Genomic DNA, 13,701 nt, shown 5'->3' with positions numbered 1-13,701 from the left:
CCTGCGCCGCCCGGCCTGACCGCGCACGCGGCGGGGCACGGTCCGGGCCGGTGCGCCCGGGCATGCGCCCCCGGCGCCGGAAACGGGGGCCGGGCACGTACCATGGCCGCATGTCCTTCCTCCGCCGCCACCGCGCCGCCACACCCGCCGGCCCGGACTTCGACGTCCTGGCCATGGACCCGGGGGACTGGCCGGGCAACCTCGGAGCCGGGCTGCTGCCCGCTCCCGACGGCAGCTGCCAGGGTGTCTTCCTCCGCTACGACCTCTTCGGCGGACGCGGCCCCGCGATGATCATCGGCAACCTCCCCGAGGGTTCGCCGGCCCGGGAGCTCGCCGACAAGCAGGTCCCCTTCGAGGTGGCCCAGCTCCTCGACGCCCTGGAGAACGACGAGGACGTGGAGGTCACCGGCGTCGAGGACTGCCCCGTGATGCAGGGCGACAACCTCCTCATCGTCCGGAAGATCAAGCTCTCCGAGAGCCGGATCTCCTGCGTGCAGTTCGACCGCAGCGACAACGTCCTGGTCACCATCGCCAGCTGGGACCGCCCCATCACGGACGACCTGTACGCCCTGCTCAAGCCGCTTCCCGCCGAACTCTTCCAGCAGGGCTGACCCCCCCGGGGCGCCCCGCTGGGGCGGCGCCGGAGCGCCCCGCTCAGGCCGCCCCGGCGGCCGCGGCGTCCGCGATGTCGTTCGCCGCCACATGGCCGAACGTCATCGCCGGACCGAGGGTCGACCCGGCCCCCGCGTAGCTGCGCCCCATCACCGCCGCGCTCGCGTTCCCCGCCGCGTACAGCCCGGCGATCACCGACCCGTCCGGCCGCAGCGCCCGCGCCCGCGCGTCCGTCACGATGCCGCCCTTGGTCCCCAGGTCGCCCGGGACGATCCGGAAGGCGTAGAACGGCGGCGCCCACACCGGCGCCAGACACGAGTTCGGGGACACCCCGGGGTCCGTGTAGTAGTGGTCGTACGCCGAGTCCCCGCGCCGGAAGTCCGGGTCCGAGCCCGCCCACGCCTGGGCGTTGAAGCGGTTCAAGGTGGCCCGCAGGGCCGCCGCCGGCACCCCGATCTGCCCCGCCAGCGCGTCCCACGTCCACGCCTTCTTCACTGCCCCGGACGCGTACCAGGCGTCAGGGAGCGCGAACGTCGGCAGCACGTCCTTGAACAGGTACTTGTTGCGGTAGTTCTGGTCGACCACCAGCCACGCCGGGATGTGCGAGCCCTGCGCGCCGCGGTCCTTCTCGTACATCACGTGCACCACGTCGCTGTACGGCGCCGCCTCGTTCACGAACCGCGCCCCCGCCGCGTTCACCATCAGCCCGCCCGGCAGCGTCCGTTCGGCCAGGCAGAAGTACGGTTCCTCCGGCAGCGGGACCGCCGGACCCCACCAGGCGTCCTCCATCAGGGCCAACGCCGCGCCCGCCCGCTCCCCGGCCCGGATGCCGTCGCCGGTGTTCTCCTTCGCGCCGACCGTCCACCGCGTCCCGATCGGCTGCTGCTGGTAGCGCGCCCGCATCGCCGCGTCGTGCTCGAAACCGCCCGAGCCGAGGACCACGCCCCGCCGGGCCCGTACGACGCCCTGCACGCCGTCCTTCGCCACCACCACTCCGGTCACCCTGCCGCCCTCCTGCACCAGGTCCACCAGCGGGCTGTTCAGCCACACCGGCACCCCGGCCCACAGCAGCCCGGCCCGCAGCCCGGCCGCGAGCGCCTGGCCCATGGTCAGCGGCTTCTCCCCGCGCAGCGCCGCCGCCGTGCCCCGCGCCAGGCATGCGGCGGAGACCGCCGCGCCCTTGGCGCTCACCGCCGCCAGCGTCAGCCACTTGTAGTCCTGGCTGAACACCACCATCCCGGCCGGCACCGGCATGTACGCCGGGTTCAGCCGGTCCAGCTCCGCCCCCAGGACCCGGCCGTCCACCTGGTCCGGCTCGATGGAACGCCCGTTCGCCAGGCCGCCGGGCAGGTCGGGGTAGTAGTCGCTGTAGCCGGCCATGAACCGGAAGCGCAGCGGGCTGTTCGCCATGACGAAGTCCAGCATCCGCGGCCCGTTCGCCAGGAACGCCGCCTGCCGCTCGGCGGACGCGCCGTCACCGACCACCGCCGCCAGGTACGCCGCCGCCTTCTCGGGCGTGTCCGGCACCCCGGCGGCCCTCAGCACGCTGTTGTTCGGCAGCCAGATCCCGGCGCCCGAGCGGGCCGCCGACCCGCCGAAGGTGGGAGCCTTCTCCACCACGACCACGCTCAGCCCCCGCTTGGCGGCGGTCAGCGCGGCCGTCATCCCGGCCGCCCCGGACCCGACCACGACCACGTCGTACGCGCCGAGCACGGCCGGCGCCGCCCCGGCCGCCCGCGCGACGGCGGCCGGCAGACCGGCGGCGAGCGCCCCCGCACCGGTACCGGCGAGCACGGTCCGACGGGAGGGCTGTGCGGAGGGCGGACGACCAGCGGCCATGGCGGGCTCCAGAGGCGAGAAGATGGCTGATGCCGAGTCAGAAAAGGTGTTCGGGGGATCATGTGATGTCAAGCCACGCGCGCGCCCGCCCCGCCCGCCGCTCCCACCCGGCTGGGCCACGGCGGTGGCGCCCACCAGGCCCCGGGCCCACGCTGGAGGGGTGAACGACCACTACCGCTACCCGGACCTGCGGGCCGTCTACGTCAACTGCACGCTCAAGCGCTCGCCCGAGGTGAGCAACACCGAGGGTCTGATCACCCGCAGCCGGGCGGTGATGGAGGCGAACGGGGTCACCACCGAGCTGATCCGCGCCGTGGACCACGACATCGCCACCGGTGTCTGGCCCGACATGACCGACCACGGCTGGGACACCGACGCATGGCCGGTCCTGTACTCGCAGATCATGGCCGCCGACATCCTGGTCCTGGCCGGCCCGATCTGGCTCGGCGACAACAGCTCCGTGATGAAGCAGGTGATCGAGCGGCTCTACGCCTGCTCCAGCATCCTCAACGAGCAGGGGCAGTACGCGTACTACGGCCGGGTCGGCGGCTGCCTGGTCACCGGCAACGAGGACGGCGTCAAGCACTGCGCCATGAACATCCTGTACAGCCTCCAGCACCTGGGCTACGCCGTCCCGCCCCAGGCCGACGCCGGCTGGATCGGCGAGGCCGGACCCGGGCCCTCCTACCTGGACGAGGGGTCGGGCGGGCCGGAGAACGACTTCACCAACCGCAACACCACGTTCATGACCTGGAACCTCATGCACCTGGCGGCCCTGCTCAAGCGGGCCGGTGGCTTCCCCGCGCACGGCAACCAGCGCTCCGAGTGGGACGCGGGCTGCCGCTTCGACTACCCCAACCCCGAACACCGCTGACCGGACGCCCCGGCCCGCCCCCGGACACCGCTGAGCCCCGGGCGGTGGGGAGGGCCCGGGGCTCAGCGACCATGGGGGGTGGGGAATCCGGAGGGACGGTCAGCGGGTGCCGACCGCCGCCCGGACGGCTCTACGGGCCATGCCGCAGTCGTCGTGCAGCCGGCGCAGCAGCAGCCGCTGCTCCTCGCCCGCCGACAGGGCGCCGGCGGGCAGCGGCTGCGTCGGGGCGGAGGCCAGCATGGACCGCTGGACCGCCGTCTCGGACATCCGGATCTCCCGCGTCAGCACCAGCATCAGGTTCACCAGGAAGGCGTCCCGCGCCGCCGGACCGGCCGCCTGCGCCAGCCGGCTGATCTGGCTGCGGGCGGCCGGGGCGTCACCCAGGACGGTCCACAGCGTCGCCAGGTCGTAGCCCGGCAGGTACCAGCCCGCGTGCTCCCAGTCGAGCAGCACCGGCCCGGCCGGTGAGAGCAGCAGGTTCGACAGCAGCGCGTCACCGTGGTTGAACTGCCAGGGGCCACCCGCCACGGCCAGCCCGTGCAGCAGCTTCTGCAGGTCGCCGAGGTCCCGGTCGGTCAGCAGCCCCAGCTCGTGGTACCGCGAGATCCGCGAGGCGTAGTCCAGCGGGCGGCCGAACAGCTCGGCCGGCGGCCGCCACTGGTTGACCCGGCACACCGCGCCGAGCGCCGCCCGGACGTCCGGCCGGGGCGGGGCCTCCACCGGATGCCGCTGCAGGGCCGCCACCCGGCCCGCCATCCGTTCCACCACGAGCGTGCAGTTCTCGGGGTCGGCCGCGATCAGCCGGGGCACCCGCACGGGCGGGCGGTGCCGGACGAACGCCCGGTACGCTCCTATTTCGTGCCGGTACCGCTCACGCCACTCGGGGGAGTGGTCCAGTAAAACCTTCGCGACGGCGGTCGTGCGCCCCGTGGTCCCCACGAGCAGCACCGACCGGCCGCTGCGCCGCAGCACCTGGACGGGCGCGAACTCCGGGCAGATCCGCTGCACCGAGGCGAGCGCCGTGCGCAGCTGCGCGCCCTGCGGACCCGACAGGTCGATTCTGCCGCTGAGCGGCTGTGCCGCGATCCCCGGCAGCCGGCGCGCCCGTACGGCGGCCGGCACCGGGGCGGTGCCGCGCCCGGCTTCGAGGTAGGGGCCGCCGCCGGCCTGGAAGGTGCGGTGCGGCCGGACGGGGGCGGACACGGAGGACGATGCTGCGTACATGACGGTTGCGGTTCCCTTCGTGCGCCGACGAATTTCCCGCACCTTCCCGCCCGGTACCGTCCGGGCACCCTGGGGAGTCCACCGGAGAACCGGGGCGGGAGGGCGCATTCCTACCTGACACCCGCGCGTGGGTGGCACACCATCTGGCGGACCCTGGCGAACCCTGGCGAATAGTCGCTCGGCATCTGACGTCGGGCTACTGTCAACTCAGCCGAGAACCTGGGGGCTTGACGTGAGCAAAGGACCCAACACCCGTCTGAACGACCTGTTCGGCCTGGCGGGCTGGTCGAAGGGCGAACTCGCGAGGATGGTCAACCGGCAGGCGGCGGCCATGGGCCACCACCAGCTGGCCACCGACACCTCGCGGGTCCGGCGCTGGATCGACATGGGGGAGACCCCGCGCGAACCGGTGCCGACCGTTCTTGCGGCCCTGTTCACCGAGCGGCTCGGTCGTGTCGTGACCATCGAGGACCTCGGGTTCGTACGGCAGCGGCGCACCTCGAAACGGCAGGGCGGCGGGGCGAAGGACAACCCCGACGGCTTGCCGTGGGCGCCCGAACGGACTGCTGCGGTCCTCACCGAATTCACGGGAATGGACCTCATGCTCAACCGTCGTGGCCTGATGGGCGCGGGCGCCGCGCTCACCGCGGGCTCTGCCCTCAGCAACGTCATGTACGACTGGCTGCACACCGACCCCGCCCCCGCCGCCCGCGCGTCCCGCGCCGGCGATCCCCACCAGGCCGATCCCGCCGGCTACGACCGCTACGAGGCGGCGCCCATCGGCTCCCAGGAGATCGAGGCCCTGGAGCGCTCCGTGGAGGTGTTCCGCGCCTGGGACGCGTCCAGAGGCGGTGGGCTCCAGCGCAAAGCCGTGGTGGGCCAGCTGAACGAGGTGGGCGGCATGCTCGCGTACCGCCACCCCGACCACCTCCAGCGCCGGCTGTGGGGGGTGGCGGCCAACCTGGCGGTCCTGGCGGGCTGGATGTCCCACGACGTGGGGCTGGAGCCCACCGCCCAGAAGTACTTCGTCATCGCCGCGCACGCCGCCCGCGAGGGGGGCGACCGGCCGCGGGCGGGCGAGGCGCTGTCCCGGGCCGCGCGCCAGATGGTGCACCTGGGCAAGCCCCACGAGGCGCTGGACCTGATGAAGCTGGCCCAGTCCGGCTCCGGTGACCAGACCCTGCCGCGCACCCGCGCCATGCTGCACACCATCGAGGCCTGGGCGCAGGCGGCGATGGGCAAGGGCCAGGCCATGCGGCGCACGCTGGGCGAGGCCGAGGAGCTGTTCGTCTCCGACAAGGGCGACGTACCCCCGCCGAGCTGGATGCAGCACTTCGACGCCGCCGACCTGCACGGCATGCAGGCGCTGGCGTTCCGCACCCTCGCCGAGCACGACCCGTCCGCCGCGCCGATCGCCGCCCGGCACGCCAAGGAGGCGCTGCGCCTGCGGTCGTCCGGCCACAACCGCTCGCAGATCTTCGACTACATCTCCCTGGCCTCGGCGTGCTTCATCGCCGACGACCCGGAGCAGGCCGACCGCTACGCGCGGCTGGCCCTGGTCTCCATGAACGAGACCTCCTCGCACCGCACCTGGGACCGGCTGCGGGAGATGTACCGGCTGACGGGCCAGTACGCCGGGTACGGGCGGATCGAGGACCTGCGCCAGGAGATCAAGCACGCCCTGCCGAACATCCCCTCGGCCCGCACCCGTACCGGGGAGGTGTGAGCCCCGTCGCCCGCGCGGCGGGCGGGCCCCCGGGGGAACCCGCCCCGGCACGCCGACGCCGGGGCACCGGTCCTGGGGACCGGGCCCCGGCGCAGCCGTCGAGCCTGGGGGTGCGGGGTCCGGCGCGCTCGCCTAGGCCTCGATCCGGGCGACCAGGACGCAGGCGTCGTCCTCGCGCTCGGTCTCGCCGAACTCCTCGATCACCGTCCGGACGCCCTCCTGGGCCGACCGTACCGCGGACAGCCGAGGGGCCAGGCCCAGGAGGCGCTCGGTGCTGTCGGCCCGGCTGAACTCGATGCTGCGGGGCGTCAGTCCGTCCGTGTGCAGCACGAGGACGTCGCCGGCCTCCAGGCGCTCCTCCGCCTGTCCGTACGTCGCCCCGGAGGTCGCGCCCAGCAGCACGCCCTCGGGCGGCTGGAGGGCGCGGCCCTCGCCGTTGCGGAACAGCAGCGGCGCGGGGTGGCCGGCCTGCGCCCACGACAGCACCCCGCGCGCGGGGTCGTACCGGCAGCACACGGCGGAGCCGAGCGCGGGCTGCACGGAGGTCTCCAGCAGCTGGTTGAGCCAGCCCATCAGCGGGCCCGGCTGGATCCCGGCCATCGCCATGCCGCGCAGCGCGCCGAGCATCATGGCCATCCCGGAGGTGGCGGTCACCCCGTGGCCGGTGAGGTCGCCGACCGTCAGCATCGAGCTGCCGTCGGGCAGTTCGAGCGCGTCGTACCAGTCGCCGCCGATCAGCGCGCTGGACGCGGAGGGCAGGTAGTGCGCGGCCACGTCCAGGGTGCCGTTGCTGCCGTGCGGGAACCGCAGCGAGCCGCGCCACGAAGGCAGGACGGCCTCCTGGAGCTCGACCGCGAGCCGGTGTTCGGTGCGGGCGATCTGCTGCTGGCGCTGGAGCGACTCGCGGGACTCGCGCACCGCCCGCTCGCTGCGCCGCAGTTCGCTGACGTCACGCAGCACGGCCCACATGGAGGCGGTGCAGCCGTCGTTGTCGAGGACCGGTTCGCCCCGCACGTGCAGGGTGCGTACGCGCCCGTCGGTGCGGACGATGCGGAACTCCCCGTCGATGGCCTTGCCGTCGACCAGGCAGGCGGTCACCATCCGCGTCAGCAGCGGCTGGTCCTCGGAGAAGAGCGTCGAACCCAGTTCGTCGAGGGAGAGCGGACCTGCTTCGGGGGAGCGGCCGAAGATCTGGAACAGCTCGTCGGACCAGGTGACCTCGTCGGTGAGCAGGTTCCACTCGGCGCTGCCGACGCGGGTCTGACCGGACTCGGCGGCCGGCTCGGGCAGGATCCGCGCGTCCTCGTCGCCGCGGTCGAGGTCGAGGTCGAGCTCCGGGACGGGCGGCAGGCCCTCCTTGAGCTGGCCGAGGTGCTCGCCGAGGTCGTCGAGCTGGTGCACGGCGAGGTCGCACAGCGCGCGCTGCCAGCGGCCCTGGGCGTCGTCGTCGTCCACGACGGTGTCGCGGCGCACCGCGTCCACGTCACCCCGAAGTCGTCGGGTCTGCTTGATCAGTGCGTCCACCGACCCGGGCTCCGGGGGCTGCGCAGGACGGTCCGCGAACAGGTGGGGCGGCATGAGAACTCCGATACAGGCGCGGCACGGCCAAGTCTGAAGGAAGGACCTGTCACGACTGTGGCACAGCGCGAGAGCACCTGTAAGGCGTTTGGCAACATCCGTTACGTCCTTGCGTCAGGCATATGCCAAAGGCCTGCCGACCCCCCTGTCCTGTGCGAATGTTTCCGGTCACCTCTTCCGGTGGGACCGGTTCCGCTCAGACCGTGAGCGGCACCGGGTGGATCTCCGTGGCCGGATGGCCGGCCCGCTCGTGGATCCGCTGGACGGCCTCGGCCGACGGCGCCTCCGAGAGGCAGTAGACGACTCCGCTGTCCGGGTCCGCCCACGCGCTCTTGAAGTGCACGCCTTCCTCCGCCTCGATCGCGAGGTCGGCCCGGTGGGCTTCGCTCAGCTGGTCCGCCGTAATGCCCTTCATGCCGGTGTGGACGTCCATGAACTGGGTCATCGAGGACACCTCCCTTGCCTTCCCCCCTGCCGGTTTCGGTCCCTGCTTCCATCCTCCTCCCGCGGCCGGAAACCGGCCTTCCGGACGACCGTTCCGTACGTACGGGCGAGCCTCGCGGAACACACGAACGTGTCGGTCCGGAGTGGACCGGCGGCAACCGCGCGCCCGCGCCGCCCCCCGTTCGAAGGACCCCCCCGGTCCGCTCCGGCCACCCGCCGGAGGTTCCCCCGGACCGAGGCGTTCCGCCCGGTCGAGGGGTTCCGGTGTGAAGATCGGCTCGCTACGCTACGTGCCGGTAACCCTGCGGACGAGGAGCAGCATGACGGGCCGGAGCCGGCGCACCTTTCTCTCCTACCTGGTCGCCGCGCCGACCCTCGCCGTCGCCACCCGGGCCGGGGCCGACCTGCTCGCGCCGCAGCAGGCCGGCGCCGTGGTGCCGAGCCTGCCCGCCCCCGCCGATCTGGTCGACCTGGGCGACCTGTTCAAGCTGGCCGGAGCCCCCACCGCGGGGATGCTGGTCCTCACCGTCGGCACCGACGGCGCGGTCCGCTTCCGGCTGCCGCGCGAGGAGGTCGGGCAGGGCCTGACCACCGCGGTCGCCGTGCTGGTCGCCGAGGAGCTCGACCTCCGGCCGGCCGACGTACGGGTGGAGCTGGACGACGCCCGGCCCGAGCTGCTGTTCAACCAGCTGACCGGCAGCTCCAACTCGGTCCGCTCCCTCTACGACCCCGTCCGGCACACCGCCGCCACCGCCCGGGCCCGGCTGGTCGCGGCCGCCGCGGCCCGCTGGCAGCTGCCCACGGCCGGCCTGACCACCGCCGCCGGTGCCGTCCACGCCCCCGACGGGCGCAGCGCCGGCTACGGCAGCCTCGCCACCGCCGCCGCCGACCCCGGCCTGGTGGTCCTCGGCGCCGCTCCCAAGCCGGCCTCCCGGCACCGGCTCGTCGGGACCCCGGTCAACCGGATCGACGCCCGGGCCATGGTCACGGGGGCGATGGAGTACACCCTCGACCTCGACGTGCCCGGCGCCAAGCCGTGCGTGGTGCGCCGCCCGCCCACGCTCGGCGGCACCGTCGTCTCCGTCGCCAACACCGCCGCCGTGCGCGCCATGCCCGGCGTGCTCGACGTGGTGACGATCCCCACCGGGGTCGCCGTCGTCGCCGAGACCTTCGGCCAGGCCCTCGACGCCCGGGCCGCCCTCCAGGTCCGGTGGGGCCCCGGCCCCGCCGACCAGCTCTCCGACGAGCAGGTCCGCGCGAAGCTGCGCGCGGTCAACCCGCCGCCCCTGCTGCCGCCGCTGCTCACCCCGTACGTGGACGCCGAGTTCGACTTCGCCTTCGTCAGCCACGCCCCGCTGGAGACCAACGGCGCGGTGGCCGACGTACGCGACGACCGCGCCGAGATCTGGGCCGGGCTGAAGGCGCCGATCGTCGCCCAGGAGACCATCGCCGCCGAACTCGGGCTGCCGCTGTCGAAGGTGACGGTCCACGTCGTCCAGGCAGGCGGCTCCTTCGGCCGCCGCCTCTTCTTCGACGCCGCCCTGGAGGCCGCCCGGGTCTCCAAGGCCTGCCGGCGACCGGTCCGGCTGATGTGGACCCGGGTGGACGACACCCGGCACGGCCGGATGCGCCCGGCCACCCACCACCGCGTCCGCGCCACCTACGCCCTCGGCGAGGTGCTCAGCTTCGAGCACCGGGTGGCCGCCGTCGAGACCGACTTCCGGCACGGCCTCGGCGAGATCGTCACCGCCACGGCGGCGAAGCTGCCGCTGGGCCTCGGCAACGCGACCCTCGCCCAGACCCTGTTCCTCACCACCGTGAAGTCCCCGTACCACTTCGGCCTCACCACGCAGGCGCTCACCGAGGTGCCGACCGGCATCCCCACCGGCTCCTGGCGCTCGGTGTACTCCGCCAACACCCGCGGCGCCGAGGAGATCGTGGTGGACGAACTGGCGCAGCGGCTCGGCAAGGACCCGTACGCCTTCCGCCGGGCCTTCCTCAAGACCGACGCCCAGCGCGCCGTCCTGGACAAGGCGGCCCAGGAGGGGCGGTGGGGACGGCCGATGCCCGCCGGCTGCGCCCAGGGCATCGCCTTCCACGAGGAGTACAAGTCCCGTACGGCCTGCCTGGTCGAGATCGACACCCGCGACCCCGGGCACGTCCGGGTCACCAGGGCGGTCATCGCCGTGGACGTCGGCCTGCCGGTCAACCCGCGGGGCCTGGAGGCGCAGATGATCGGCGGGCTCACCGACGCCGTCTCCACGACCCTGCGGGCGGGACTGCACCTGGACAAGGGATTGCCGCTGGAGGGCAGTTACAGCCAGTTCCACTGGGCCACCCAGCGGGACGCCCCGCGCGAGGTGAGGGTGTTCGTGCTGCCCGCGACCGGCGACGAGCCCGGCGGCGCCGGCGAACTGGGCGTGCCCGCCGCGGTGGGCGCCATCGCCAACGCCTACGCCCGGGCGACGGGCACCAAGCCGCGCAGCTTCCCCCTCGACTTCGACGTCGACTTCACCCCCTACCCCCGCTGATCTCCCCCCCGCCGATCCCCCCGCGCCGGCCGGGCCACGACTCCAGGAGCGACCCACGTGCCCTCGCACACCTTCACCGTCAACGGGCGCAGCGTCACCGTGGACGCCCCCGACGACCTGCCCCTGCTGTGGGTGCTGCGCGACCTGCTCGACGTCCGCGGCCCCAAGTACGGCTGCGGCGTGGACGTCTGCAAGGCCTGTACCAGCCACCTCGACGGCCAGGACGTCCGGCCGTGCGTCGTGCCCGTGTCGGCGTGCGCCGGCCGGGAGGTGACCACCATCGAGGGCCTGGCGGACGGGGACCGGCTGCACCCGGTGCAGGAGGCCTGGCTGGAGCTGGACGTCGCCCAGTGCGGGTTCTGCCAGCCCGGTCAGATCATGGCCGCGGTCGCGCTGCTCCGGCGCACCACCGAACCGACCGACGAGGACATCGACGCCATCGCCAACATCTGCCGCTGCGGCACGTACGTCCGGATCCGCGAGGCGATCAAGGCGGCGGCGGCCCGCATGTGAGGCCGGGCCCGGCAGCGGGGCGGCGAGCGGCAGCGGGGCGGGCCGCGACAGAAGGGTCCCGGGGCCTCCCCCGTGGGCTCCGGGACCCGACCGCCCGTGGCCCAATCTAGGCGCAGGCGGCACCGGGAACCGGCTTCGGTCCGCCCAGTGACCTCGCACGAGCGGTATCAGTGCGCACAGTGTGCGGTGGGTGGTTGAATGCGGCGGCGCGATGATCCGGATCTAAGGAAACCTCCCTCATGTCGCGTTCCGACGACGTCCTCAAGGCCCACCGCCTGGCCCACACCGGCGGGTCCGCCGCGCTGCTGCGCTGGCTCGGCACCCGGCTGGGCGGCTGGACCGGGGTGCTCGACGCGACCGGGGCCGGCGCCCCCGGCCAGGCGCCGCCGCCCGGGCCCGCGGCCGAGCTCGTGGCCCGCGGCGCGGCCGAACTGACGGCCCGGGGGGTGCGGTCGGCCGTCCTGGAGGGCGACGGCGCCACCGCGCTGCTGTTCACCCTCGACGGGCCCGGCACCCTGGCGGCCCTCCTGCCGCGCCCGCATCCGCCGGCTGCGGCCACGCTGCTCGCCGACGCCGCCGTACCGCTCGCCCTGGTGCTGCGCGCGGAGGACGCCGCCCGGCGCGCCGAGCGGACCGCCGTGGCCGAGGCCCGGGCCCGCGAGGCGGTCCTGCACCTGCTGATGAACGGCCGGCTGTCCACGGCCCGGCAGATCGCGGAGGCCCTGACCCCGCCGTTGCCCGATCCGCTGCGGATGTACGTGGTGGAGTGCCCCGCCGGCCGACGCGCCGCCGTCACCCGGGCCTGCGGGGAACTCACCGCCGGGCGCGCCTGGATCGTGCGCTGCCCGGTCCACGCGCGGCACCTGATCGTCCTGGCGCCCACCGATCCCGCCGCCCCCCGCGCCGACCACGACCCGCTGGCCGAGGCGCTGGTGGCGGTGGCCCCCGACTGCGTGGCCGGGGTGAGCGAGCAGGTGCACCTGGGGCAGGCCCCGGCCGCCTACACCCAGGCCTTCCACGCGATGGCCGTCGCCCGCGGCCGCGGCGAGCGGCACGCCCGGTTCGGCTCCGCCGGACCCGAACCGGAGCTGGCCGCGCACGAGGCGGGCGCCGACTGGGCCGCGGCCCTGCTCGCCCCGCTGCACCGGTACGTGCCGGGGCGGCCGCAGGACCCCGGCGCCCAGGAACTGCGCGCCACCGCGCACGCCTGGCTGGGGTTCGCCTCGCGCGCCACGCGGCTGCTGAAGATCCACCGCAACACCCTGGCCACCCGGCTGCGGCTCGTGGAGGGGGTGCTCGGCCTGGACCTGGACCGGCTCGCCGACCAGGCGGCGCTGTCCCTGGCCCTGCGGCTGACCCCGGGCGGCGCCCCGGCCCGGCCGCAGCCGTCGCCCGCCGGTCCCCTCCGGCTGGACGACGTCCTGCGGGCGCCCGCGCTCACCGCGTGGGCCCGTCGCCAACTCGCCCCGCTGGCCGGGCCCGAGGCGCCGCCCGAGGCGTGGGAGACCGTACGGACCTGGCTGCGCCACGACGCCCGGCTGGCCCCGGCGGCGGCCGCGCTCGGGTTGTCGGTGCCCGGGGCGCGCAAGCGGCTGACCCGGGTCGAGGTGCTGCTGGAACGCTCGCTGCTGCAGTCCCCGAGCGCCCGCCACGACCTGTGGCTGGCGCACCGGGCACTGGAGCTCGCGGGCCCGCCCGCCCCGCCCGCCCCGCCCGGGCAGGAGCGGCCCGTGCGCGTGCCACCGCCGTGAGCGTCGCGGCCGAGCGCCACGGCCGTGAGCGTCGCGGCCGAGGACGACGAGGCGCGGGGGTCCGTCCCCCGTAGCATCGGCGCGGCGCCCGCCGGAGCCGGCCCCGGTCGGCCACCTGGTCGGCGCCCCGCCTACTTAAGTACGACAGGGCGGTGCCGGTCCGGCGACTTTCGGCGGACGCGCCGCCACCGGCGCGTTGCCTACCGTCGCCGCATGGCTTCCTCTTCGCACCCCTCCCGGAACGGCCCCCTCGCGGGCGTGCTCGGCCTGGTCTGCTTCGTCCTCGTCGTGGGCGGGGCCTGCGGGCTGCTGCACGAGTGGCTGGGCCCGATCCCCTTCATGGGCTTCGGCCGGTACCTGGCGCCCGCCGGCTACGAGGTCGTCAGCTACGTGGTGATGATCTCCCTCGGCTTCGCGGCCGGGGCCGCGAGCGAGGCGGCGGGCCGCAAGGAGCTCTGAGGAGCGCAGCGCCCGGGGCCGGTCCACGGGGCCGGGGGCGACCCCCCGGCCCCGTGGCGGTCCGTCCGGCTCCGGTGGGGCGGCGACCCGCCTCGAGCGATCCTCCAGCGCCCTCGGCGACGCTCGAACGACAGCCGGGCCGGGGGACCA

At 74.7% G+C, this 13,701-nt stretch carries 11 protein-coding genes; 7 read left to right on the top strand and 4 right to left on the bottom strand.

The genetic code is table 11. The features are described from left to right. The first annotated feature begins 110 nt into the window (after positions 1-110). The gene (locus tag LG632_RS16800; protein WP_226728126.1) at positions 111-611 is read left to right on the top strand and encodes a hypothetical protein; all 501 of its coding nucleotides are present in this window, start codon (positions 111-113) and stop codon (positions 609-611) included. A 43-nt stretch (positions 612-654) separates the two neighbouring features. On the opposite strand, the gene kstD is transcribed toward LG632_RS16800, so the two are convergent. Then, positions 655-2,451: a 3-oxosteroid 1-dehydrogenase gene (kstD, locus tag LG632_RS16795; RefSeq protein WP_308108576.1), complete on the bottom strand. Its 1,797-nt coding sequence runs from the start codon at positions 2,449-2,451 to the stop codon at positions 655-657. Between the two features lie 160 nt (positions 2,452-2,611). Here kstD and LG632_RS16790 point away from each other — a divergent pair, with 160 nt between their 5' ends. Further along, positions 2,612-3,325: a flavodoxin family protein gene (locus LG632_RS16790; RefSeq protein ID WP_226728125.1), complete on the top strand. Its 714-nt coding sequence runs from the start codon at positions 2,612-2,614 to the stop codon at positions 3,323-3,325. A gap of 99 nt (positions 3,326-3,424) precedes the next feature. Here LG632_RS16790 and LG632_RS16785 read toward each other — a convergent pair whose 3' ends face one another. After that, on the bottom strand, positions 3,425-4,549 hold the full coding sequence (locus LG632_RS16785; RefSeq protein WP_226728124.1) for an aminoglycoside phosphotransferase family protein: 1,125 nt from the start codon (positions 4,547-4,549) through the stop codon (positions 3,425-3,427). A 232-nt stretch (positions 4,550-4,781) separates the two neighbouring features. Here LG632_RS16785 and LG632_RS16780 point away from each other — a divergent pair, with 232 nt between their 5' ends. After that, entirely contained in the window at positions 4,782-6,275 is a 1,494-nt protein-coding gene (locus LG632_RS16780) for a DNA-binding protein NsdB (protein ID WP_226728123.1), read from the top strand. A 132-nt stretch (positions 6,276-6,407) separates the two neighbouring features. On the opposite strand, the gene LG632_RS16775 is transcribed toward LG632_RS16780, so the two are convergent. Next, positions 6,408-7,853, bottom strand: coding sequence for a PP2C family protein-serine/threonine phosphatase (locus LG632_RS16775; protein WP_226728122.1), 1,446 nt, complete (start codon positions 7,851-7,853; stop codon positions 6,408-6,410). Between the two features lie 196 nt (positions 7,854-8,049). Further along, positions 8,050-8,298, bottom strand: coding sequence for an SCO4226 family nickel-binding protein (locus LG632_RS16770; protein ID WP_226728121.1), 249 nt, complete (start codon positions 8,296-8,298; stop codon positions 8,050-8,052). A 319-nt stretch (positions 8,299-8,617) separates the two neighbouring features. Here LG632_RS16770 and LG632_RS16765 point away from each other — a divergent pair, with 319 nt between their 5' ends. From LG632_RS16765 to LG632_RS16750, 4 genes are all read left to right on the top strand, one after another. Then, a complete protein-coding gene (locus LG632_RS16765) occupies positions 8,618-10,828 on the top strand; it encodes a xanthine dehydrogenase family protein molybdopterin-binding subunit (RefSeq protein ID WP_226728120.1) in 2,211 nt (736 codons plus the stop codon). Between the two features lie 57 nt (positions 10,829-10,885). After that, positions 10,886-11,341 carry a (2Fe-2S)-binding protein gene (locus LG632_RS16760; protein ID WP_226728119.1) on the top strand — a complete coding sequence of 152 codons (456 nt, stop codon included), beginning with the start codon at positions 10,886-10,888 and terminating at the stop codon, positions 11,339-11,341. Between the two features lie 239 nt (positions 11,342-11,580). After that, positions 11,581-13,092, top strand: a complete 1,512-nt coding sequence (locus LG632_RS16755; RefSeq protein ID WP_226728118.1) for a PucR family transcriptional regulator — start codon at positions 11,581-11,583, stop codon at positions 13,090-13,092. Between the two features lie 213 nt (positions 13,093-13,305). Then, entirely contained in the window at positions 13,306-13,551 is a 246-nt protein-coding gene (locus LG632_RS16750) for a hypothetical protein (protein ID WP_226728117.1), read from the top strand. Positions 13,552-13,701: the final 150 nt, after the last annotated feature.

The organism is Streptomyces antimicrobicus (assembly GCF_020532625.1).
Lineage (GTDB): Bacteria > Actinomycetota > Actinomycetes > Streptomycetales > Streptomycetaceae > Streptomyces > Streptomyces antimicrobicus.
Note: the sequence above shows the minus strand (reverse complement) of the source record. Positions and strands in the feature narration are given on the sequence as shown.